This is a genomic window from Pseudomonas sp. AC239 (assembly GCF_979258545.1).
On the sequence record NZ_OZ409864.1, the window covers coordinates 1,387,584 to 1,410,942 of the forward strand.

Consider the following 23,359-nt stretch of genomic DNA (forward strand, 5'->3'; position numbering starts at 1 on the left):
TTGAGTTGGTGGTTGGAATGAAAAAGGCCCTGATCGAGAGATCAGGGCCTTTTTGTTTTTGAGGTGGATTGAATTCTTTGATCGTTCCCACGCTCTGCGTGGGAACGATCATCTGCTGGGCGACGAAATATGTCTTAAGGTTCTATGCCCAATTCGTGTTTCACCAACTCAAGCAACTTGCCCGTATCAATCGGCTTGAGCAGAAAGTCCACCACGCTCAAATGCATCGCTTCGATCGCGTCTTTCACGTCGGCATCGCCGGAGACGATGATGATCGGCATCGCTGCCCGTACCGATTCACGCACCTGGCGAATCAGCTCGAGGCCGTCGACATTGCCCATGCGCAGGTCGGTAATCACCAGACCGATCGAAGGCTTTTCATCGAGCATTTTCAGCGCGGTTTCACCGCTGGCTGCGGTCATGCAGCGAATGCCGTCCAGCGCGAGAATCTCCGACAACAGCTCGCGGGCGTCCTTGTCGTCGTCGACGATCAGGACACGCTGCGGCGGCAGATCAGGTTCGAGCATTACTGCGCTGAGCGCTTCCCGCTCGGCGTCGCTCAAAATATCGTGGTCGGACATGGCGTTCTCTAAATGTTCAAACAATCCCTGGCAAGTCGTCAGACATCGCCGGACAGCGCTTCAATGTGCACTTCGTCGGAATTTTTTCCAAGTGGCTAGCGCAAGCTTTTCCGAGCTTTTGTGTAGGTTATTTCCGAAAATCGGCCAATGGTGGCTAAACCTAGACTTACGTCCAATGGGCACTCTGCCCGCCGGGGTCGACCATGGCCGCAACGATCCGACCACAACAATTCGAAAAAGACTGCGGTAATGGTTATGAGCAAAGCGGACGCCTTCACCCAGGCAGGGAAAACCGCGGTGTTGCAGAACATTCAGGGCACCCTGCAATTCCTCCAGCGCTTCCCGCCCTTCAATCAGATGGAACACGCCCACCTCGCCTATCTGGTGGAGCAATGTCAGCTGCGTTTTTTTGCCCAGGGCGAGAGCATCATCAAACCGGCCGACGGCCCGGTGGAACACTTTCATATCGTCAAACAGGGTCGGGTGGTCGGCGAACGCCAGCACATCACCAAACCCGGCACCGAGACCACCTTCGAAATCACCACCGGCGAATGCTTTCCGCTGGCCGCGCTGCTCGGTGAACGCGCCACACGCACCGAGCACCTGGCGGGCGAAGACACCTTCTGCCTGCAACTGAACAAACTGGCGTTCATCAAACTGTTCGCACTCTCCAGCGCCTTCCGCGATTTCGCCTTGCGTGGGGTGAGCAGCCTGCTCGATCAGGTCAACCAGCAAGTCCAGCAAAAAGCCGTGGAGACCCTCGGCACTCAATACTCGCTGAACACCCGTCTCGGTGAACTCGCGATGCGTCATCCGGTGACCTGCAGCGCCGAGACGCCGCTACGTGAAGCGGTGAAGCTGATGCACGAGCAACAGGTCGGCAGCATCGTCGCAGTGGATGAGCACAAGGCGCCGCTGGGGATTTTCACCCTGCGCGATTTGCGCCATGTGGTCGCCGAAGGTGTCGGTGATTTCAGCGACGCCATCGAACAGCACATGACTCGATCACCGTTTTATCTGTCGCCGGATCACAGTGCCTTCGATGCGGCGATCGCCATGACCGAGCGGCACATTGCTCACGTCTGCCTGGTCAAGGATCAGCGCTTGTGCGGCGTGGTGTCCGAGCGTGACCTGTTCTCCCTGCAACGGGTCGATCTGGTGCACCTCGCGCGGACGATTCGCAGCGCGCAACGGGTCGAACAACTGGTGATCTTGCGCGGCGAGATCGGCCAACTGGTCGAGCGCATGCTCGCCCACGGCGCGTCGTCGACGCAGATCACCCACATCATCACCCTGCTCAACGATCACACGGTGTGTCGGGTGATCGAACTGACCCTGGCGGAAAAAGGCGACCCGGGCGTGCCGTTCAGTTGGCTGTGTTTCGGCAGCGAGGGCCGGCGCGAACAGACGCTGCACACCGATCAGGACAACGGCATTCTCTTCGACGCGCGCGATGCCGCGCACGCAGCGGAGATCCGCGGCAACCTGCTGCCGATCGCCCAGCAGATCAACCAGAGCCTGGCGCAGTGCGGTTTCACTCTGTGCAAGGGCAACATCATGGCCGGCAACCCCGAGCTGTGTCTGTCGCGGGCCGAATGGGCGCGGCGCTTTGCGGCGTTCATCCGCGAAGCCACGCCGGAGAACCTGCTGGGCTCGAGCATTTATTTCGACCTGCGCGTGGTCTGGGGCGATGAGCAAGGCTGCGAGCAATTGCGCCGGAGCATTCTCGATCAGGTCGCCGACAACCGTCTGTTCCAGCGCATGCTGGCCGAGAACGCGCTGCGCAATCGCCCTCCCGTTGGGCGCTTTCGTGAGTTCGTGCTGGCACGCAAGAACGGTGAGAAGGCCACGCTGGATCTGAAAATTCAGGGTCTGACGCCGTTCGTCGACGGTGCCCGTCTGCTGGCGCTGGCCAACGGCATTGACGCCAACAACACCCTCGAACGCTTTCGCCAACTGGTCGATAAAGAGGTCATCGAGCCGCTCGACGGCGCGGCGTATGAAGAGGCCTATCACTTCATTCAACAAACGCGCATGCAGCAGCATCAGCTGCAGACCCGGGAGAACCAGCCATATTCCAACCGCGTCGATCCCGACAGCCTCAATCACCTCGATCGGCGCATCCTGCGCGAATCCCTGCGCCAGGCGCAGCGCCTGCAAAGCAGCCTGACCTTGCGGTATCAGCTATGAGCCTGTTTTCCTGGTTGCGCCCGGCCAGTCCCGTGGTGTCGGCGGATCTACAGCAGCGGCTGGCAAAGCTGCCGGCGCATGCCGAGCTGAACGAATGCAGCCTGCGCGAGCAGCGCTGGGTGGTGCTGGACCTGGAAACCACCGGCCTGAATATGAGCAAGGATCGGGTCCTGTCGATCGGCGCGGTGGTGATCGAGGACGGCGCGATCGATTTCCGTCAGCAGTTCGAACGCACCTTGCAATGCCGCGAATTGAAGCTCAGCCCCAGCGTGCTGATTCATGGCTTGGGGCCGAATGCGATTGCCGCAGGCAGCGACCCGGCAGAAGCGTTGCTGGAGCTGCTGGAGTTCATCGGCGACAGCCCGGTGCTGGCGTTTCATGCGCCGTTCGATCAGCACATGCTCGGGCGCGCGCTGAAGGAACATCTGGGGCACAAGCTGCAGCATGTATTTCTGGATGTGGCGGACATTGCGCCGCTGTTATGTCCGCAGGCGCAGATTCGCGAGGCGGGGCTGGATGAGTGGATCGAGTGGTTCCGGCTTGAAGTGTTCGAACGGCATAACGCCAGTGCCGATGCGCTGGCCACGGCGGAACTCGCACTGATTCTGTTCAGCCGGGCGCGGGCGCAGCAGATTTACAGTCCGTTGAATCTGCAGCAGCGGTTGAGCCAGTGGAAGCGGCGGCAGCAGGCGCCGTCCTTCTAGATTTTCGGCACCTCCCCAGCCGCCTTCGCGAGCAGGCTCGCTCCCACAACGCAACGCGTTGCTTCAGATCACCTGACCAGTGGCCAATTGCTAACCATTCCCACCTCTGCCAGAATCGCGAACTATTCTCGTTAGTTAACATTTCCCAATCGGTGATGTCCGGTGTCATCAGTGCCCAACCCCCACAGTGAGCTCGTCGGTGCGATGTATCGCGACCATCGCGGTTGGCTGCTGGCGTGGTTGCGGCGCAATGTGGCGTGTCCACAGCGCGCCGAGGACTTGAGCCAGGACACCTTCGTGCGCCTGCTCAACCGCGACGAACTGCTGACGCCGCGCGAACCCCGGGCGTTTCTGGTGGCGATCGCCAAGGGCCTGTTGTTCGACTACTTCCGCCGCGCGGCGCTGGAACAGGCCTACCTCACCGAACTGATGCTGATCCCCGAAGACGAGCAGCCGTCGGTGGAAGAACAGCAAATGATCCTCGACGACCTCAAAGCCATCGATCGCCTGCTCGGCAAACTGTCGACCAAGGCCCGCGCAGCGTTTCTGTATAACCGCCTCGACGGCCTCAGCCACGCCGAGATCGCCGGCAAACTCGGCGTCTCGGTGCCGCGCGTGCGTCAGTATCTGGCGCAAGGTCTGCGTCAGTGCTACATCGCCCTTTACGGTGAACCGACATGACCGCGGCCAGTTCGCGCCCGGTGCCGGCGCACGTGCTGGACGCGGCGATTGCCTGGCAATTGACTCTCGATTCGAGCACCGCGCTGGAACGCGAGGAGTTCGCCAAATGGCATGCGGCGCATGAAGAACATGCTCGCGCCTGGCGCCAGCTGGGCATGCTCGATCAGCGTTTCAGCGTCGCCAAGGGCCCGGCGCGCAATGCGTTGCTGCAATCACGCGAAGGTATTCGCCGGCGCGTGCGCAAACTCGGCAGCGGGCTGGCCAGTGTAGTGATGGTCGTCGGGCTGGGGCTGTTTGTCAGTGAGCGCTATCTGCCGCTGGATTACTGGCTTGCCGATCAGCGTACCGCCACCGGTGAACAGCGCACCCTGCGCCTGTCCGACGGCACTCTGCTCAACCTCAACACCCACAGCGCGGTCGACGTACGCTTCGATGACAAGCGCCGCTTGATCGTGCTGCAGGAAGGCGAAATCCTCATCGAGACCGGGCATGGTGATGCGCGGCCGTTTATCGTCGAAACCCGCGAAGGCAGCATGCGTGCGCTGGGCACGCGGTTTCTGGTCAAGCGCGAGGACGACGGCACGCGCCTGAGCGTGTTGCAGTCAGCGGTGGCGGCGCATGCCCAAGCCAACCCGCAAGAACAGATTCTGCGCGAAGGCCAGCAGGTGTTGCTGCGCAGTGACGGGTTGGGCTCGATTGCCGCCCTCACCCCCGGCGCCGATGCCTGGACGCGCGGCATGCTGGTGGTGGACAACGCACGGCTGGGCGATCTGGTGCATGAATTGGGGCGCTATCGCCGCGGGCATCTCGGCGTGGCGCCGGATGTGGCCGATCTGCGCATTACCGGCAGCTTTCCATTGCACGACACCGACAAGGCCCTGAGCGCATTGCTGCCGACCTTGCCGGTGCAGATCGAGCGGCACACGCCGTATTGGGTCACCGTGGCGAAGGCTCAGACCAAACCCGAGTAATGCGCCAGCAGGAAAATCGCCTTCGCGAGCAGGCTCGCTCCCACATCGGAATGCGATCACTTGTGGGAGCGAGCCTGCTCGCGAAGGCGCCATCAGCCGCACAACCATTTCCTGCAAAAAAAATTTCCACCCAGCCCTATCACTTTTTGATTTTCATCCGGCACACAGGCAATTGAGAAATATTTCCATTCAGGAGCCGCCGTATGTCCCGTTCGCCAGACACCTTGTTGCGCCCCAGTCTGCTGGCTTTTGCCATCGCTTTCGGCACGCCGCTGATCAGCAGTCCGTTGCTCGCCGCCGAGCAAGCGTCCAGCGTGCGCGCCTACAACCTGCCGGCGGCGCCGCTGTCGACCACCCTGAACCAGATCGCCAGTCAGGGCGGCCTCGCCCTGTCGCTCAATCCTGCGCTGGCCGCCGGCAAGACCTCGGCACCGGTCAACGGCCAATACGATGCCGCCGGTGCCCTGCGCGCGGCCTTGCGCGGTACCGGTCTGCAACTGGAACAGAGCAGCGCCGGCACTTACACCCTGGTGGCCGTGCCGGAAGGCACGCTGGCCCTGCCGGAAACCGCAGTCATCGGTGTGGAAAACTTCGAAAGCGCCTGGGGCCCGGTCGAAGGCTACACCGCGACCCGCACCGCCGTCGGCACCAAGACCGACACCGCCCTGGTCGAAGCACCGCGTTCGATCTCGGTGGCCACCCGTCAGCAGATGGATGACCGCAGCGTGCACAGCCTCGACGACGCGGTGCGCTACATGCCGGGCATCACCGCCAGCAGCTACGGCAGCGACACCCGCGCCGACTGGCTGCGCGTGCGCGGTTTCGAACCGACCCAGTTCCTCGATGGCCTGCCGCTGCCCAAAGGCGTGTACGCCAACCCGAAACAGGAAACCTGGAACCTCGACCGCCTCGCGCTGCTGCGTGGCCCGGCCTCGTCGGTGTACGGCCAGACCCCGCCGGGCGGTTTGCTCGACATGGTCAGCCGCCGCCCGAGCGCTGAAGCCAGCAGCGAAATCCAGCTGCAATACGGCAGCGACAACCACCGACAGATCAACTTCGCCAGCACCGGCAAGATCGATGACGCCGGGCAGTTTCTCTATGGCCTCAGCGGCGTGGTGCGCGACAGCGGCACCCAGGTCGACCACGTCGACAACAAGCGCTACAACATCGCGCCGAGCCTGACTTGGAACATCGATGACGACACCAAACTCACTCTGCTCAGCCAGTTCACCCGCGACGACACCGGCATCACCAGCCAGTTTCTGCCCATTCAGGGCACCAAAATCAAATCGCCGCTCGGTGATATTTCCCATCACAAGAATCTCGGCGATCCGGATTGGGAATACTACGACCGCACCTACTACGCGTTGGGTTATGCCTTCGAACATCGGTTGAACGATGTCTGGCAGTTCAAACAGAACCTGCGCTACACCAAGTCGGACCTGTCGTTCCAGTCGCTGACACCCGGTTCCTACCCGTTCACCACCGTGGATGCAGAGGGCAACGTCGGCCGCACCAGCACCAGCGTCGATGAAGACATCAGCCAGTTCGCCGTGGACAACAACTTCCAGGCCGACTTCGCCACGGGTGAGATTCGCCACACCTTGCTGCTGGGTCTGGATCACCAGCGCAGCAACACCAACTACACCTCGATTTTTGGCGATGGTCTGCAAACCAACGTCATCAACCCGATCTACGGCCAGCCGATCGTACGTCCAGCACGCTCCACCGCGTTTTACGACTACAACCAGAAGACCTACCAGACCGGTCTCTACGTGCAGGATCAGATGGCTCTCGACCAGTGGCGCCTGACCCTCGGCGGCCGTGAAGACTGGGTCCACACCAGCACTGAATTCTTCAACAAGGGCGATGCCACCAATACCCAGCGCGACAAGAAATTCAGCGGCAACGCGGCGCTCAGCTACGTCTTCGATAACGGCTTCGTGCCGTATCTGTCCTACGCCGAGTCGTTCCAGCCGACCACTGGCGCCGATGTCACCTCGACCGGTTCGCTCAAGCCAACCGAAGGCAAGCAGTGGGAGCTGGGTATCAAATACCAGCCGCCGGGCAGCAAGACCCTGCTGACCGCCGCCGTGTATGACCTGACCCAGAAGAACGTCGCGGTGAACACCTTCGTCAACAACGTCTCGGTGACCAGCCAGACCGGCGAAGTGAAGGTTAAAGGCCTGGAACTCGAAGCCGTGTCGGATGTGACCGACAACCTCAAAGTCATCGCCGCCTACACCCTGGCCAAGTCCGAAGTGCAGAAAGGCGTCGACAAGGGCAACCGCCTGCAGCTGATGCCCAACCAACAAGCCTCGCTGTGGACCGACTACACCTGGCACGCCGGCGTGCTCGACGGTTTCGGTATCGGTGCCGGCGTGCGCTACACCGGCAACACCTACGGCGACAAGGCCAACACCTGGCTGGGCAAGGCTGACGCCTACACCGTGTTCGACGCCAGCGTGCATTATGATCTCGGCCGTCTGGACAACAGTCTCAAAGGTGCATCGCTGGCGGTGAACGCGACCAACCTGTTCGACAAGGACTACATTTCCACCTGCGACAGCTTCTATTGCTACTACGGCGACCAGCGCAGTGTCGTCGCCAGCGCCACTTACAAGTGGTAAGCCAGTGAGCTGAAACAGGCCCTGTTCCCAGGCCGTCCGTACCGGGCGGCCTTGGTGTTTTTGAAGGTCATGCAATGAAAAGTAAAACCATCCGCCGCTGGTCGTTCATCCACACCTGGACCAGCCTGATCTGCACGGTGTTTCTGCTGATGCTGGCACTAACCGGTCTGCCGCTGATTTTCAGCCACGAGATCGATCACTTGCTGGGCAACGCCCCGGAGCTGCGCGAGATGCCGGCCAACACGCCGCAACTCAATCTGCAGCAACTGGTCGATGCCGCGCAGAAGCATCGCCCGGGCGAAGTGATGCAGTACTTCGGTTATGACGACGAAGAGCCGAACGCGGCCTTCGCGATCATGGCCAAGACGGCCGACACCGAGCCGAACTCTTCGCACACCTTCATGCTCGATGCGCGCACTGGCGAAGCGCTGGAAACCCCTTCGGCGAACGGTGGCTTGATGCTGTTCATCCTGCGCTTGCACGTCGACATGTTCGCCGGGCTGCCGGGCAAGCTGCTGCTGGCGTTCATGGGTCTGTTGTTTGTCGTGGCGATCATCTCCGGCACGGTGCTGTACCTGCCATTCATGCGCCGCTTGAAATTTGGCACCGTGCGTCAGGACAAATCCACGCGGCTGCGCTGGCTCGATCTGCACAATTTGATTGGCGTCGTGACCCTGACCTGGTGCCTGGTGGTGGGCGTGACCGGGGTGATCAGCGCCTGCGCCGACCTGCTCATCGCCGCCTGGCGCAACGACGCGTTGACCACGCTGATCGCGCCGTATCGCGATGCGCCGCCGCTGACCCAACTGGCGCCGGCTACGCGGCTGCTCGACATCGCCGAGGAAGTCGCACCGGGGATGAAGCCGGATTTCATCGCCTTCCCCGGCACGCGCTTTTCCAGCGAGCACCATTATTCGGTGTTCATGAAGGGCGGCACGCACCTGACCTCGCACCTGCTGACGCCGGTGCTGATCGATGCCACGACCTTGCAGGTCACCGCCGTGGCGGAACGGCCGTGGTACATGGACGCCATGGGCATGTCGCAACCGCTGCATTTTGGTGACTACGGCGGCATGCCGATGAAGATTCTCTGGGCGACCCTGGATGTGCTGACGATCATCGTGCTGGCCAGTGGCGTTTACCTTTGGGTAGTGCGGCGCAAGGCGGCCAAGCCTGTATTGGAAGCGGCGGAGGCCTCGGCATGAAACCGCGTCAGTCGAGTTTCTGGAAAGTCTTCAGTACACCGATCGTGATCGCCCTCCTCAGTGCGGCGGGGCTGTTTGCGGCGTTGCTGGGGGATGGAATCTGGGATGCGTTGAGCTGGGTCGGGCTTGGCGTGCCCGCATTTCTGGCCATAAGAGGCTTTCTGCCGCGAAGCTGAAAAAATCCCTTGTGGGAGCGAGCCTGCTCGCGAAAGCGCCCTGACATTCAACATCAGAGTCGACTGTCACGACGCCTTCGCGAGCAGGCTCGCTCCCACATGGGTTCTGCGCCAGCCTTGAGCAGGCTATGCTGCCCGATCATTGTCCTGATCGAGACCCTGCCAATGTCCGCCCCCAGCATGACCCTGTACCACAACATCCTGTCGCCCTTCGTCCGCAAGGTCATGGTGCTGCTGCACGAAACCGGTCAACAGGATCGTGTCGCGCTGCAGGACTGTGTGCTCAGCCCGGTCAGCCCGAACACGGCGCTGATCGCCGACAACCCGTTGAGCAAAATCCCCGCCCTGCGCCTGGCCGACGGCAATGTCATCCATGACAGCCGCGTCATCCTTGAGTACCTCGACCAGCAGCATGTCGGCAATCCGCTGATCCCCCGCGAAGGCGCGGCGCGCTGGCGGCGGTTGACCCTGGCGTCGATGGCCGACGGGATCATGGATGCCTCGGTGATGGTGCGTTATGAAACCGTGTTGCGCCCGGTGGAAAAACACTGGGACGAATGGCTCGACGCCCAGCGCGACAAGATCCGCCGCACCCTCGCTGTACTGGAAAACGAAGCAATTGCCGAGCTGACCAGCCACTTCGATGTCGCGGCGATCAGCGTGGCCTGCGCGCTGGGCTATCTGGATCTGCGCTTCCCGGACATGGACTGGCGCGCGGCCAATCCGCAATTGGCCAACTGGTATTTCGAGGTGAGTCAGCGACCGTCCATGATCGCTACGATGCCCAAGCCTTAAGCCGGCGGCGCCTGTTCCGGCCTTTTCGCGAGCAAGCCCGCTCCCACAGTTGATTTGTGTTGTTCATGCCATGGGTGCAGCAACAAAAATCCAATGTGGGAGCGGGCTTGCTCGCGAATGCACCACCTCGGTTCCGATGGCAGCGCTGCAAAAATCAGCGTCACCAAAACCTCCAGCTCCCGCTGATCTTCACGCAATCCCACCCGGCTCATTGCATCGCCTCCACATCAAACTCCAGCGGCCTGGCCGGCTTCAAACCAATCCCGTACCAGTCCAGTTTGCGCGTCAGCACCATGAACACCCCGAGCAGACCGAACAGCATCAGCGAGCCCATCAGCAGCGCGTAATCCTCGGTGCTGAGCAAGCCGTACAGCAAGCCATACAGCGCCGCCAGCCCGGCCGAGAAACTCAAGCCGTGCCGCGCGCTGCGCAGGACGTGGCTGACATAGAAACCGATCAACAGCACGCAGCCACTCGCAGACAACAGATACGCCAGCGCAAAACCGATGTGTTCCGACAGCGACAACAGCAGCAGGTAAAAGAACGCCAGCGCAACACCGACCAGGGCATATTGCACCGGGTGCACCGCCAGGCTCTTGAGCACTTCGAAGAGGAAGAAACCGGCGAAGGTCAGGACGATGAACAGCAGCGCGTATTTGATCGCCCGGTCGCTCTTCAGGTACTGATCCACCGGGTCGATGAAGCTGACGCCGAAGCTGCGGCCGTTGAGTGCGTCACAGTCGCCAGCGACGCAGCGCTCCATTGCCTCTTGCAGGTTGGTGGAGAAAAACGAGGTCTGCCAGTCGGCGGTGAAACCCTGATCGTTGATCTCGCGCTTGGCCGGCAGGAAGTTGCCGACGAAGCTGGGATGCGGCCAGTTGGCGGCGAGGCTGACGCTGCTGGTCTTGCCTACCGGTACCACACGCAGCGAGCCGGTGCCTTGCAGGCGCAGGTCGAAACCGAAAGTCAGTTGCGTGGCTTTGCTGGCGTCGAGCGCCGGCAGGGTCACGTGTACGCCCTCGCCGATCCAGGCCACTTCGCTGCCGGGCACGAAGTCCAGTTGCTGGCCGGCGAGCTCGAGTTTCAGCGCGTTTTCGATGCCGCGAATGTCGCTGATACCCACGGCGAGGTACGGCGCGTCGAATCGGTAATCGGCATAATTTTCCTTGATGCCCAACTGTGCCGGCAGGGAAAAATGCCCGTCGATACGGTTATCGGCGTGGAACAGCCGCGCCTCGTAAATGCCGCGTTTGCGCAGTTCGGTCTGCACCTGGCCGTCGAGTTCAAAACGCTCCGGCAGAAAGTACAAACGCCCGCGCGCTTCGCTGATGTCCTCGTAGCGCTTGTTGGTTTTCTCGTTGGTCTTCCAGGTGCGCACCACCTTGCGATACGGCACCACCATCACCGGCCCGGTCAGTTGCTGGCTGTAACTGGAACTGCGCGCGATGTCTTCGAGCACACCGTCGCGCAGTAGCTGACGCTCATCGATGATGCCGTCGATCATCAGCAACGGGATCAATAACAGCATGATCAGCAAGGCAATCGCGCCGAGCTTGATGGTCAGATTCTTGTTCATGGGACTCTCCCTGTTTGGATAGGAAAAGTCTGCTGATGCGGTGTGGTGGGAATTTGTTCGAATTATGGAGATTGTGTGGAAAATGCATTCCCCTGTGGGAGCGAGCCTGCTCGCGAAGGCAGCGACTCGATCTCAAGGCAGGCGCAATACCACCTCAACCCCGCCCTCGACATTGCCAATGCGCATCACCCCGCCATGCAACTTGACCACTTCTTCAACGAAGTTCAGCCCCAGCCCGGTGCTCTTGCGTCCGCTGTCCGGGCGCGGCAACGAGTAGAAGCGTTCGGTCAAACGCGGCAAGGCGTAACCGGGAATCGGTGTGGTCTGGTTGAACAGGCGGAACTCGACCTGCTCGCCAACCCGCTCGGCACGCAAGCGCAACAAGCCCTGCGCCGGAGTGAAATCCAGCGCGTTCTCGAGCAGATTGCCCAACGCCTGGCGCAGCAGAAACGGCTCGCCAATCAACAGCAGATCCTCGCCGATCGCTTGCTCGACGCGCAGTTGTTTGCCCTCGATCCGCGCGGCCTGCGCCGTGAGCAGTTCTGCGACCAACAGCGCCAGCGGCACTGCCACCCGTTCTTCCAGCCCTTGGCGTTGCTCGACCTGAGCCAGATCAAGCAGGCGCTCGATCAACTGCTGCATTCGCGCGCTTTCGCTGTCGATGTTGCTGACAAAGCGCAAACGCTGGACGGCCGGCATATCACTTTGCAGCAACTCCGCCGCGCCCCGGATCGCCGCCAGCGGACTTTTCAATTCATGGGTCAGGGTGTGCACGTAGCGCTCGACGTAGGCCTTGCCTTCGAGCTGCGTGCGCATCTGCTCGACCGCCGTCGCCAGTTGCTCCAGTTCGCCGCCGCGATAGTGCGGCACTTCCACGCGCCGGCCTTCGCTCACCGCCTGGGCATAACCGGTCAAACGGTGCAGCGCGCGGCTGAGCCACCATGAGAGCAAGGCGCCGAAGAGCAGGCCGAGGCCGATCAGTCCGGCGCCGTAAAACAGCAAGCGCCGCTCGGTGCGATCGACGTAGGGCTGCAGCGAACTGTTGGGCTTGGCCACGGTGACCACGCCGATGATCTTGCCGTTGTCGCGGATCGGCGCGCCGACGTGCATCACTGAAGAGCTCGGATCGTCAGGATCACTGCGGCTGGAGCGCGCGCCGTACTCGCCGCGCAGGGTCAGGTAGACGTCGTTCCAGCGCGAATAATCCTGGCCGACTGCGACGCCGCTGGAGTCGAGCACGACGATGCCCTTGGCGTCGGTGACGTAAATGCGATGGTTGACCTGGTTCTTCGGCAAGCCCCAGATGGTCGCTTGCGGCTGACGCTCGCCATACGCACGGAGCAGTTGCGGCCAGCGGTTCTCGCTGAGGGTGCCGGCCTTGAAATCGTCGCGCAGGATTTCTGCCATCAGGTTGGCGGTGTCAACCAACGTCTCTTCGGTGGACTGGCGTACGCCGGGGCGGATTTCCTCCATCACCGTGTTGAGCACGAAATAACCGGTCAGGCCGACAAACAGCACGTACACCAGAAAGATCCGCAGCCCCAGCGACATCAGCTGTGCCCCGGGCTGTAGCTGTAACCGAGGCCGCGATGGGTCTGGATCGGCTCGGCCTCGGCGCGCACCAGGCGCAACTTGGCGCGCAGGCTTTTGATGTGGCTGTCGATGCTGCGCTCGTAACCGGCATCCGCCGCTACGCCCAGCGCATCGAGCAATTGCTCGCGGCTGAACACTCGTTCGGGTTGTTCGAGCAGGCATTGCAACAAGCGGAATTCATGGCGGGTCAGGCTCAGCGGCTGGCCGCGATAGCTGATCTGCACGCGTTCGGCATCGATGCGAAACAGCGTTGAGCCTGCTTCCGGGATTGGGCGCGGCGCCATGCGTTTGAGGATGGCTTTGACCCGCGCGGCCACTTCACGCGGGCTGAACGGCTTGACCACGTAATCGTCGGCGCCGATCTCAAGACCCACGACGCGGTCGATCTCGGCGTCGCGGGCGCTGAGAAACAGCACCGGCACTTCCGTGAAGCGCCGCAATTGCTTGCAGGTCTCGAAGCCACTGATGTCCGGCAGACCGATATCGAGAATGATCAGGTCGGCCGGAGTTTGCCGCTGATGCTCCAGCGCCGCTGCGCCGAGGTTCAGCCACGTGGTGCTGAACCCCTCGCCCTGCAAGGCAAAAATCAGTGTGTCGGCAATCGCCGCTTCGTCTTCGACAATCAGGATGTGCGGCATGGCGTCCGAGCCCGTGGCAGTTAGTGCGCGAACGGTGCCCCAAGCCCGGGGTTACGTCAATCAGACCACTTAGCAGTCAGGCTTGTCGGCGGTGTAACGCCGCGCCGGATTGACCGCAGCGCCGAACTCGCGCAAGGCCTTGGCGCCGATCAGCAGCGGGTAGTTGAAGTGGCTGCGGTCGGTCAGGTTGACCTCGACGGTGCGTTTGACATTGCCCAGGCACAGTTCCAGATCGACCACCGGGCGCTTGGCGACATCGCTGCTGTCGCGCTCTTCATCGTCCTCGTCGGAGCGGCTTTTGATCTTGCTGATGCGCGCGACCTTATGCTCGAAAACCTTGTTGCTGGCGTCCTTGGTGGCGAGGCGGAAACGCACCCAGTCTTCGCCATCGCGGGTGAAGGTCTCGATGTCCTTGGCCGACAGCGAGGCGGTCAGCGCGCCGGTGTCCATCTTGGCCTTGAGCACTTCGCCGCCGATTTCCGGCAGCGCGATGTATTCGTAGCGACCGTACAGCGTCGGCTCGGCGGCCATGACCGGCAGCGCGACGAGGGCAAACAGAGCAAGGAGGGATTTCACGTAAGGGGCTTCCTTGGAAAAATTTAAGGGCGGCAGGCGCGGGATTTTAGACACCAGCGAAGTCATTCGTTCGCCATAGGCCGCCTTCGCGGGCAAGCCCGCTCCCACAGGGGGAACGCATTTCAAAATGTGGGAGCGGGCTTGCTCGCGAAGGGGCCAGCTCAGGCAACGCAACACTTGAGCGAAGCATACCCGGCGAAAAGTGAAACATTCGTCAGCACCGATTTGGCCTGTCGCGCGAAGCTGCTTATCATGGCTCGCCCTGCCACTTCATAGAGTTGCTTATGCGCCGCCTGCTCACCGGCTGTTTCGTCACCCTGCTGCTGTTGCTCAACACCCTGATCCTGATCGGGCCGTTGATGGTGTTTGCCCTGCTCAAACTGGTCGCACCCGGGCGCTGGCGGGATTACGCATCGGGGGCGGTGATGTGGATCGCCGAGACCTGGGCCGAGATCGACAAGCTGATCTTCCGGCTGTGCATTCCCACGCAGTGGGACATTCGCGGCGGCGACGATCTGCGCCGCGACACCTCCTATCTGGTGGTCAGCAACCATCAATCGTGGGTCGATATTCCGGCGCTGATCCAGACCCTCAACCGGCGCACGCCGTTCTTCAAATTCTTCCTCAAGAAAGAGCTGATCTGGGTGCCGTTCCTCGGCCTGGCGTGGTGGGCGCTGGATTACCCGTTCATGAAGCGCTACACCAAAGCCTTTCTGGCGAAGAACCCGGAACTGGCGGGCAAGGATCTGGAAATCACCAAGGCCGCCTGTGAGCTGTTCAAGCGCCAGCCGGTGACGGTGGTGAATTATCTGGAAGGCACGCGCTACACCCTGGCGAAAAGCACCCAGCAGGAATCACCGTTCAGCCACCTGCTCAAACCCAAGGCCGGCGGCGTGGCGTTCGTGCTGGCGGCGATGGGTGAACAACTCGACGCGATGCTCGATGTGACGGTGGTGTATCCGCAGGAGAAGATCCCGGGCTTCTGGGATTTGATCAGCGGCAACGTGCCGCGAGTGATCATCGACATCAGGACCCGCGAACTCGACCCGACGCTGTGGCAGGGCGATTACGAGAAGGATCCGGCGTTTCGCCAGCGTGTCCAGAACTGGGTCAACCAGCTCTGGACCGAAAAGGATCAGCGCATCGCCGAGCTGCGCAGCGAGCGCCGCTGACTCAAGTGCCGGTGCCCCAGATGCTGCCCAGGCTGCTCAACAGCGAACCACCGACGCCCTGCTGACCGAGATATTGCAGCAACACCGGGGCAAACTGGCCGATCATGCCGCTGTCCATGCCCAGCGCGCTGAACGCGTTGTTCAGGTCGTTGGTGTCTTTCACATTGCCCAACGCATTCTCAAGGCCAGCGGACTTGCCGGACGAACCGAGCAACGCGCCCAGCGCCGCCAGATTGCCGCTGCCACCGGACAGCTTATCGATGCCCGGCACTTCCTTGGCCAGTTGCGAATAGTCGGTGCTGCTCAACTGATTCTTCGCCAGCCCAAGCATCGCGCTGGTACCGCCAACAGCCTGCTCCGGCGTGACGTCCAGCGCACTCAGAGCACTCAACAAACCAGCGGTCTCCGAGGTCGGCGCCGCAGCGGCCGCCTTGTCACCACCCTGCATCCCCGCTACCGCACCGGCCACGTCGTTCAAACTGAAACCGGCAAACACCGGCCCGGCGGCCAGAGTCAGGAGCGATGCCAGGGCAACACCGCGTGAAATCTTCATTCAGACATCCTCTTGAGGAAAAGCTGCCACCGGACAACGGCGACGAAACTGCCGGTTTGACCGGGGATCTGGCGGCATGTTCCGGTCATTCCAAATCGAGATTCAGGCTATTCCAAAACGATTCTAAAAACTGTCAAACCTGACAGTTACCTGCTGAATTCAAGTTGTTTAGATTTGAATTCGAGACAAGTTTGCCGCGGATCATTCTGAGGGAGGTGCTGCGATGGAGAAGCGATTGTCAGACCGCGACGACTCGATCATCGCGCCAGTGAAGGGACCGTCCAAAGGCGCTGCAAAGGAAGTGATTGCTCAACCCACAGCAATCATCTTTTGCGTTGATCCGGACGACCCCATCATTGGAAAAATCAAGGCCGGACGAAGGGTCAGTTATGAAGTGATAAAAAGCGATACAGGGCAGCAATACGCAATCAACGTTCGATTGGTTCGCGACAAGATAACCGTCAATCCCCGGTTCTGATGTGAACCATTATTCAAAGCGAAATAGGAAGCACGACCATGCGCATCACAGGCCAAAGAGAAAACGGTACGGTTAAATGGTTTAACGATGAAAAGGGCTTCGGCTTCATTACTCCTCAGGTTGGAGGCGACGATCTTTTTGTACATTTCAAAGCTATTGAAAGTGATGGCTTTAAATCACTGAAAGAAGGGCAAGCCGTTTCCTTCATAGCTGAGCAAGGGCAGAAAGGCCTCCAGGCATCACAAGTCCGCCCTGCATGAGCTATAAACCAAACAAAACGGCGACCCTGAGGTCGCCGTTCTGCGTTGCCGTAACCCCTACGCCGCACTGAACAACTTATGCGGATCAATCACAAACTTCTTCGGCACGCCGGCATCGAACTCGCCGTAACCTTCCGGCGCCTGATCGAGGCTGATCACTTGCACGCCGACCACTTCAGCGATGTTGATGCGGTCCCACATGATCGCCTGCATCAACTGGCGGTTGTACTTCATCACTGGCGTTTGCCCAGTGTGGAAGCTGTGGGATTTGGCCCAGCCCAGGCCGAAGCGGATGCTCAGGCTGCCCATTTTCGCGGCGGCGTCCACCGCACCCGGATCTTCGGTGACGTACAGGCCCGGGATACCGATTTTGCCGGCTACCCGCACCACGCCCATCAGTGAGTTGAGCACCGTGGCCGGGGCTTCGGCCTTGACGCCGTCGTGGCCGTGGCCACGTGCTTCGAAACCGACGCAGTCCACCGCGCAGTCTACTTCCGGCTCGCCCAGCAGCGCGGCGATCTGTTCGTGCAGCGGGGTGTCCTTGGACAGGTCGACGACCTCAAAGCCCTGGGCCTTGGCGTGGGCCAGGCGGATGGTGTTGACGTCGCCGACGATCACCACCGCCGCACCGAGCAAACGTGCGGAAGCGGCAGCGGCCAGACCGACCGGACCGGCGCCGGCGATGTACACGGAGCTGCCCGGGCCAACGCCGGCAGTGACGGCGCCGTGGTAACCGGTCGGGAGGATGTCGGAGAGGCAGGTCAGGTCGCGGATTTTCTCCATGGCCTTGTCGCGATCCGGCAGTTTCAGCAGGTTGAAGTCGGCGTACGGCACCAGTACGTATTCAGCCTGGCCACCGGTCCAGTCGCCCATGTCGACGTAACCGTATGCGCCACCGGCACGGGCCGGGTTGACCGTCAGGCAGACACCAGTGTGTTGCTCCTTGCAGGAACGGCAGCGCCCGCAAGCCACGTTGAACGGAACGGAGACCAGATCGCCGATCTTCAGGTTTTCGACGTCGGAGCCCTTTTCGATCACCTCGCCGGTGATTTCGTGACCCAGCACCAGACCGGTCTGCGCCGTGGTCCGACCGCGCACCATGTGCTGGTCGGAGCCGCAGATGTTGGTGGAAACCACTTTGAGAATGACCCCGTGCTCGATCTTGCGACCGCGCGGGTCCTGCATTTTCGGGTAGTCGATTTTCTGTACTTCGACCTTGCCAGCGCCGAGATACACCACACCACGATTGCCAGACATGCCATCACCTCTATATTTGTTGTTGGGTAGAGAGTTGATTGAGCTTCAAGCGGCAAGCTACAAGCCGCAAGAAGTGTGCTGACCGCTTGTTCTTGCGGCTTGGAGCTTGAAGCTAAAGAACGACGGTTCTGTTGGCGTTCAGGAACACCCTTCTTTCAATGTGATACCCAACCGCCCGCGCCAGGGTCAGGCCTTCGATATCGCGCCCTTTGGCAATCAGGTCCTCGGGGTAATGACTGTGATCCACCGCCTCGACGCCCTGGGCAATGATCGGCCCTTCATCGAGATCGTTGTTGATGTAATGCGCCGTCGCGCCCACCAGTTTCACGCCCTTGTTGTAAGCCTGGTGATACGGTTTGGCGCCCTTGAAGCCCGGCAGCAGCGAGTGATGAATGTTGATCGCCTTGCCATCGAGCTTGCGGCACAGCTCCGGCGACAGCACCTGCATGTAGCGGGCAAGGATCACCAGTTCGGCACCGGCCTCTTCGATCACCTGCCAGACCTGACGCTCTTGCGCCGGTTTGTCGTTGGGGTCGAGAGGGAAATGGTAGTAGGGAATCTGGTGCCAGTCGGCCAGCGGCTTGAGATCCGGATGGTTGGACACCACCGCCGCCACGTCCATCGACAGCTGGCCGATGCGCTGGCGGTAGAGCAAGTCGTTGAGGCAGTGATCGGCCTTGGACACCATGATCACCACTTTCGGCCGGTAGTTCGGCGCGGTCAGCTCGAAGAGCATGCCGAACGCCTGTCCGCGCTCGGCCAAACCTGCGCGGAAAGATTGTTCGTCGAAACCATCAGGCTGACGGAATTCCACGCGGATGAAGAAGCGCCCCGAGAGGCGGTCATCGAACGAGTGGTGCTCAGTGACATAACAGCCCTGCTCGAACAGAAAACGCGTGACCGCGTCCACCGTGCCGAGGACGCTGGGGCAGTCGGCGGTCAGAATCCATGTGTCTGGGGCGCGGCTCATGGTGCGGTGACTCCTGTTACAACAACGGTGAGCAAAGTGAACTCTGAACCAGACTGACCTGCGCTGAACTGCTTTTGTGGTGAGGGGATTTATCCCCGTTGGGTGGCGAAGCCACCCCAAAACCAATCACCGCGGTTTATCAGGTAGATCGAATTCACAGGTATTGCGACTGCTTCGCAGCCGAACGGGGATAAATCCCCTCGCCACAGAAGCAGGCACGATAGCCATTCAGTCTCAGGCCTGAACGCTCAGCCCGTACTCGGCCGAAGCATCCTGCAACCACAACCACCAGTAATCCGAGAAGCTGCGGCGGATCAGCAGTTCCCAGGTGTCTTCGGCGGTATGGCGAATCATCAGTTGCGACTTGGCGAACACCGTGCCCACCGCTTTGCCGACCGGGAAGTTGTTCGGGTGCACGTCGTAGCTGGTCGACTTCATCAGCACCTGACGCACGTTCGGCCCGCTCAGTTCGAGGATCTGCTGACCGCCGCTGACGTTGACGATAGCAATGTGCAGATCGCCCAGCGCTTCGCGCAGTTTCTGCTCGGCAGCGAATTCTTCGCCGCTTGGCACGATCAGCAGCCACTCGTCCGGGCCCATCCATTGCAGGCTGGTTTCGCCTTTGACGATCACGCTGAGGGCGCCGGGCAATTCAATGCCAAGCGCCTTGTGCACACCGGCCGCGAACGCGGCATCGTGGCCATCGCCACGAAGGGTCAGGTGGCCGAGCAGTTTCTTTTCCCGCACGATCACGCCGGCGTTCTTGCGGCCCTTGCCGACCAGGCTGGCGAGGTCGGCATGGTGCAGCGACGACTCGGCACGGGCACCGGTGGTCGGGCGTTGCTGGTAAACATTGGCTGTGGTCATAAAGCACCTTCTGAATTCTGTTGGTTCCTGTGGTGGCTGTGCCGCCGCCTTCGCGAGCAGGCTCGCTCCCACAGGGGAACGCGATCGAATGTGGGAGCGAGCCTGCTCGCGAATAGCCGCCCGCCCACCGCTCCCGAGGTTGTCAGATGTTCTGCCGCTCACCCTTCGGATCGAAGAACACCGAAGACACGATTTCCGCCTCGATCACGCTGCCATCGGCCAGCGGTGCGAACACCCGCTCGCCCATGCGCTTGAGACCGCCCTTGACCACACCCATGGCAAACGAATAACCGAGGGAGTTATGCGCGTAGCTGGAGGTGACGTGGCCGACCATGGTCATCGGGATCGCCTGCTTGGTGTTGAACACCAGCTGCGCACCTTCCGGCAGCCATTTGGTCGGATCGATCGGCTTGAGGCCCACCAGTTGTTTGCGCTGATCTTTCACGCAATCTTCGCGATTCATGCCGCGCTGGCCGATCCACGAGAACGGTTTGGTGCGACCGACACACCAGCCCATGTTCAGGTCGTCCGGGGTCATCGAGCCGTCGGTGTCCTGGCCAACGATGATGAAACCCTTCTCGGCCCGCAGCACGTGCATGGTTTCGGTGCCGTACGGCGTCAGGTTGTACTGCTTGCCGGCCTCGACGATTTTTTCCAGCACGCCCATAGCGTAGTCGGCCTGGACGTTGACTTCGTATGACAGCTCACCGGTGAACGAGATACGGAACACCCGCGCCGGCACATCACCGACCAGACCTTCTTTCCAGGTCATGAACGGGAACGCTTCGTTGCTCAGATCGATGTCGGTCACGGCGCTGAGCAGCTTGCGGCTGTTCGGCCCGGACAGGGTCATGGTCGCCCAGTGGTCGGTGACCGACGTGAAGTACACCTTCAGGTCCGGCCATTCGGTCTGGTGGTACAGCTCCAGCCACTGCAGTACGCGCGCGGCGCCGCCGGTGGTGGTGGTCATGACGAAATGGTTGTCGGCCAGACACGCGGTCACACCGTCGTCGAAGACCATGCCGTCTTCCTTGCACATCAGACCGTAGCGAGCTTTGCCCACGTCGAGCTTGGTCCAGGCGTTGGTGTACACGCGGTTGAGGAACTCGCGGGCATCCGGGCCTTGGATGTCGATCTTGCCGAGGGTCGAAGCATCGAGCAGGCCAACGCTGTCGCGCACGGCTTGGCATTCGCGCTTGACCGCCGCGTGCAGGTCTTCACCGTTTTTCGGGAAGTACCAGGGACGCTTCCACTGACCGACGTCTTCAAACTCGGCGCCGCTCTTCACATGCCAGGCATGCAGCGCGGTGTAGCGCACCGGTTCGAAGATGTGCCCACAGTGCCGACCGGCCACGGCGCCGAAGGTCACCGGCGTGTAGTTCGGACGGAACATGGTGGTGCCCATCTGCGGGATGGTCACGTTCAGCGACCGGGCGGCAATGGCCAGACCGTTGACGTTGCCGAGCTTGCCCTGATCGGTGCCGAAGCCCAGCGCGGTATAGCGTTTGACGTGCTCGACCGACTCGAAACCTTCGCGGGTCGCCAGTTCGATGCCACCGGCGGTGACGTCGTTCTGGAAGTCGACGAATTGCTTCGGTGCACGCGCCGAGTTTTTCTCGTGCGGTACCTGGAACAGCGCCAGGGTCGGCTCTTCAAGACGGCTCAAGGCTTTCGGCAACACACCTTCGACGGTCTGGAAACCGGCCTCGGCGGCAGCGCGCACGCCACCTTCAAAACCGTCGGCCAGCGAATCGCCAAGCGCGTAGACGCCATTGATGCCACCGACGCACACGCGTTTCTGCGGAGCTTCGCCCGGTACGAAACCGAGAATATCTTCGCGCCAGACCGGTTTGCCGCCGAGGTGCGAAGCCAGGTGAACCACCGGGCTGTAACCGCCGGAGCTGGCGACCAGATCGCAATCGAGCCATTCGCCCGGACTGGTCACGGCGTGAGCCTTTACGTCAATCGCGGCGACGCGGGCAGCGGTCACCCGCTTGCTGCCACGCACTTCGATGACGGCGCTGCCGGTGAGGATGCGAATGCCTTTGGCACGCGCTTCTTCGACCAATGCACCGCGCGGATTGCTGCGGGCATCAGCGATGGCGACCACTTGCAGACTGGCATCGAGCCAATCCAGAGCGACGCGGTAGGCGTGATCATTGTTGGTCGACAGCACCAGTTTTTTTCCCGGCGCTACGCCATAACGACGCACGTAAGTCGACACCGCGCCGGCAAGCATGTTGCCCGGCACGTCGTTGTTGCCGTAGACCAGCGGACGCTCGTGGGCGCCGGTCGCCAGCACCACACGTTTGGCGCGGACACGGTGGATGCGCTGCCGCACCTGACCGATCGGCGCGCGGTCGCCGAGGTGATCGGTGAGGCGTTCGTGAATGGTCAGGAAATTGTGGTCGTGGTAGCCGTTGACCGTGGCGCGCGGCAACAGCAGCACGTCCGGGGTGTTCTTCAATTCCGCGATGACACTGGCGACCCATTCCATCGCCGGTTTGCCGTCGAGGCTTTCGCGCGAGTCGAGCAGGCTGCCGCCGAACTCTTCCTGCTCATCGGCCAGAATCACTCGGGCACCGCTGCGCGCAGCGGCCAGGGCAGCGGCGAGACCGGCCGGGCCGGCACCGACGATCAGCACGTCGCAGTGCTGATTCATGTAGTCGTAGGTGTCCGGATCGTTCTCGGTCGGCGAACGGCCGAGGCCGGCAGCCTTGCGAATGTACTTCTCGTAAGTCATCCAGAACGATTGCGGGTACATGAAGGTTTTGTAGTAGAAACCCGGCGGCATCAGCTTGCCGCCGACCTTGCCGAGAATGCCCATCATGTCGTTGTTGACGCTCGGCCAGCCGTTGGTGCTGGTCGCAACGAGGCCCTGATACAACGCCTGTTGCGTGGCACGCACGTTGGGAATCTGCGTGGCTTCGGTGGCACCGATCTGCAGCACCGCGTTCGGCTCTTCGGAACCGGCGGCGAAGATGCCGCGAGGGCGCGAATATTTGAAGCTGCGGCCGATGATATCGACGCCGTTGGCAATCAGTGCAGCGGCCAGCGAGTCGCCTTCATAGCCTTTGTAGGTCTGGCCGTTGAAGGTGAAGCTCAGCACTTTGTTGCGGTCGATCCGTCCACCGTTGGACAGGCGATTGGTCTGGCTCATACCTTCTCTCCCAGCGCCGTCGTGGCTGTTTTCGCAGTGCCAGCCTTGTCGGTGAATTGCGGCTTCTCGCCGATCTTGTAGCTCTCGAGAATCTCGTAGGTCACGGTATCGCGAGTGACGTTGAAGTACTGGCGGCAACCGGCAACGTGGTCCCACAACTCGTGGTGCAGACCGCGCGGGTTATCGCGGAAGAACATGTAGTCACCCCACTCCTCATCGGTGCAGGCGTTCGGATCCAGCGGGCGCGGAATGTGCGCTTGGCCGGATGCATGGAATTCCTCTTCGGAGCGCAGTTCGCCGCAGTGAGGACAGAAGATGTGCAACAT

22 protein-coding genes are annotated in these 23,359 nt (G+C 61.3%); 11 read left to right on the plus strand and 11 right to left on the minus strand.

What is annotated here, in order from left to right:
* Nucleotides 1-134 precede the first annotated feature (134 nt).
* Nucleotides 135-581: a response regulator gene (locus tag ACZ0AZ_RS06445; RefSeq protein WP_016772851.1), complete on the minus strand. Its 447-nt coding sequence runs from the start codon at nt 579-581 to the stop codon at nt 135-137.
* 255 nt (nt 582-836) lie between these two features.
* On the opposite strand from ACZ0AZ_RS06445, the gene ACZ0AZ_RS06450 reads away from it, so the two are divergent.
* The 8 genes from ACZ0AZ_RS06450 (at nt 837) to ACZ0AZ_RS06485 (ending at nt 9,933) form a co-directional block, all read left to right on the plus strand.
* Entirely contained in the window at nt 837-2,771 is a 1,935-nt protein-coding gene (locus ACZ0AZ_RS06450) for a putative nucleotidyltransferase substrate binding domain-containing protein (protein ID WP_463537099.1), read from the plus strand.
* Nucleotides 2,768-3,475, plus strand: coding sequence for a 3'-5' exonuclease (locus ACZ0AZ_RS06455; RefSeq protein ID WP_415761226.1), 708 nt, complete (start codon nt 2,768-2,770; stop codon nt 3,473-3,475). Before ACZ0AZ_RS06450 ends, ACZ0AZ_RS06455 begins: the two co-directional genes overlap by 4 nt.
* Before the next feature lie 204 nt (nt 3,476-3,679).
* Complete coding sequence (locus tag ACZ0AZ_RS06460) at nt 3,680-4,156, plus strand: RNA polymerase sigma factor (RefSeq protein WP_166554767.1); 477 nt, start codon at nt 3,680-3,682, stop codon at nt 4,154-4,156.
* Complete coding sequence (locus ACZ0AZ_RS06465) at nt 4,153-5,127, plus strand: FecR domain-containing protein (protein WP_129997753.1); 975 nt, start codon at nt 4,153-4,155, stop codon at nt 5,125-5,127. Before ACZ0AZ_RS06460 ends, ACZ0AZ_RS06465 begins: the two co-directional genes overlap by 4 nt.
* A gap of 203 nt (nt 5,128-5,330) precedes the next feature.
* Nucleotides 5,331-7,757: a TonB-dependent siderophore receptor gene (locus ACZ0AZ_RS06470; protein WP_463537100.1), complete on the plus strand. Its 2,427-nt coding sequence runs from the start codon at nt 5,331-5,333 to the stop codon at nt 7,755-7,757.
* A 74-nt stretch (nt 7,758-7,831) separates the two neighbouring features.
* The gene (locus tag ACZ0AZ_RS06475) at nt 7,832-8,962 is read left to right on the plus strand and encodes a PepSY-associated TM helix domain-containing protein (RefSeq protein WP_039757654.1); all 1,131 of its coding nucleotides are present in this window, start codon (nt 7,832-7,834) and stop codon (nt 8,960-8,962) included.
* Nucleotides 8,959-9,138 carry a hypothetical protein gene (locus tag ACZ0AZ_RS06480; protein WP_016772844.1) on the plus strand — a complete coding sequence of 60 codons (180 nt, stop codon included), beginning with the start codon at nt 8,959-8,961 and terminating at the stop codon, nt 9,136-9,138. Before ACZ0AZ_RS06475 ends, ACZ0AZ_RS06480 begins: the two co-directional genes overlap by 4 nt.
* A 165-nt stretch (nt 9,139-9,303) precedes the next feature.
* Entirely contained in the window at nt 9,304-9,933 is a 630-nt protein-coding gene (locus ACZ0AZ_RS06485; protein WP_129997755.1) for a glutathione S-transferase, read from the plus strand.
* 208 nt (nt 9,934-10,141) lie between these two features.
* Here the strand turns inward: ACZ0AZ_RS06485 and creD are convergent, their stop codons facing one another.
* From creD to rloA2, 4 genes are all read right to left on the minus strand, one after another.
* Nucleotides 10,142-11,509, minus strand: a complete 1,368-nt coding sequence (creD, locus tag ACZ0AZ_RS06490; protein ID WP_463537101.1) for a cell envelope integrity protein CreD — start codon at nt 11,507-11,509, stop codon at nt 10,142-10,144.
* 132 nt (nt 11,510-11,641) lie between these two features.
* A complete protein-coding gene (creC, locus tag ACZ0AZ_RS06495) occupies nt 11,642-13,060 on the minus strand; it encodes a two-component system sensor histidine kinase CreC (protein ID WP_463537102.1) in 1,419 nt (472 codons plus the stop codon).
* On the minus strand, nt 13,060-13,740 hold the full coding sequence (creB, locus tag ACZ0AZ_RS06500) for a two-component system response regulator CreB (protein WP_039757649.1): 681 nt from the start codon (nt 13,738-13,740) through the stop codon (nt 13,060-13,062). The genes creC and creB overlap by 1 nt, the downstream gene beginning before the upstream one ends.
* Before the next feature lie 69 nt (nt 13,741-13,809).
* Entirely contained in the window at nt 13,810-14,316 is a 507-nt protein-coding gene (gene rloA2 / locus ACZ0AZ_RS06505; protein ID WP_016772839.1) for a retropepsin-like aspartic peptidase RloA2, read from the minus strand.
* 284 nt (nt 14,317-14,600) lie between these two features.
* Between rloA2 and ACZ0AZ_RS06510 the strand changes: the two genes are divergently transcribed.
* Nucleotides 14,601-15,488, plus strand: a complete 888-nt coding sequence (locus tag ACZ0AZ_RS06510) for an acyltransferase (RefSeq protein ID WP_463537103.1) — start codon at nt 14,601-14,603, stop codon at nt 15,486-15,488.
* Between the two features lies 1 nt (nt 15,489).
* On the opposite strand, the gene ACZ0AZ_RS06515 is transcribed toward ACZ0AZ_RS06510, so the two are convergent.
* Nucleotides 15,490-16,041, minus strand: a complete 552-nt coding sequence (locus ACZ0AZ_RS06515; RefSeq protein WP_463537104.1) for a DUF2780 domain-containing protein — start codon at nt 16,039-16,041, stop codon at nt 15,490-15,492.
* A gap of 223 nt (nt 16,042-16,264) precedes the next feature.
* Between ACZ0AZ_RS06515 and ACZ0AZ_RS06520 the strand changes: the two genes are divergently transcribed.
* Entirely contained in the window at nt 16,265-16,519 is a 255-nt protein-coding gene (locus tag ACZ0AZ_RS06520) for a hypothetical protein (protein WP_039757646.1), read from the plus strand.
* A gap of 38 nt (nt 16,520-16,557) precedes the next feature.
* Nucleotides 16,558-16,779, plus strand: a complete 222-nt coding sequence (locus ACZ0AZ_RS06525; protein WP_129997761.1) for a cold-shock protein — start codon at nt 16,558-16,560, stop codon at nt 16,777-16,779.
* Nucleotides 16,780-16,836: 57 nt separating this feature from the next.
* On the opposite strand, the gene fdhA is transcribed toward ACZ0AZ_RS06525, so the two are convergent.
* The 5 genes from fdhA to ACZ0AZ_RS06550 form a co-directional block, all read right to left on the minus strand.
* Entirely contained in the window at nt 16,837-18,036 is a 1,200-nt protein-coding gene (gene fdhA, locus ACZ0AZ_RS06530) for a formaldehyde dehydrogenase, glutathione-independent (RefSeq protein WP_016772834.1), read from the minus strand.
* Nucleotides 18,037-18,148: 112 nt separating this feature from the next.
* Complete coding sequence (purU, locus tag ACZ0AZ_RS06535) at nt 18,149-19,006, minus strand: formyltetrahydrofolate deformylase (RefSeq protein ID WP_039757644.1); 858 nt, start codon at nt 19,004-19,006, stop codon at nt 18,149-18,151.
* Nucleotides 19,007-19,240: 234 nt separating this feature from the next.
* Nucleotides 19,241-19,873, minus strand: a complete 633-nt coding sequence (locus tag ACZ0AZ_RS06540) for a sarcosine oxidase subunit gamma (protein WP_310403546.1) — start codon at nt 19,871-19,873, stop codon at nt 19,241-19,243.
* 142 nt (nt 19,874-20,015) lie between these two features.
* The gene (locus tag ACZ0AZ_RS06545) at nt 20,016-23,033 is read right to left on the minus strand and encodes a sarcosine oxidase subunit alpha (protein ID WP_129997763.1); all 3,018 of its coding nucleotides are present in this window, start codon (nt 23,031-23,033) and stop codon (nt 20,016-20,018) included.
* A complete protein-coding gene (locus tag ACZ0AZ_RS06550) occupies nt 23,030-23,359 on the minus strand; it encodes a sarcosine oxidase subunit delta (RefSeq protein WP_016772830.1) in 330 nt (109 codons plus the stop codon). Before ACZ0AZ_RS06550 ends, ACZ0AZ_RS06545 begins: the two co-directional genes overlap by 4 nt.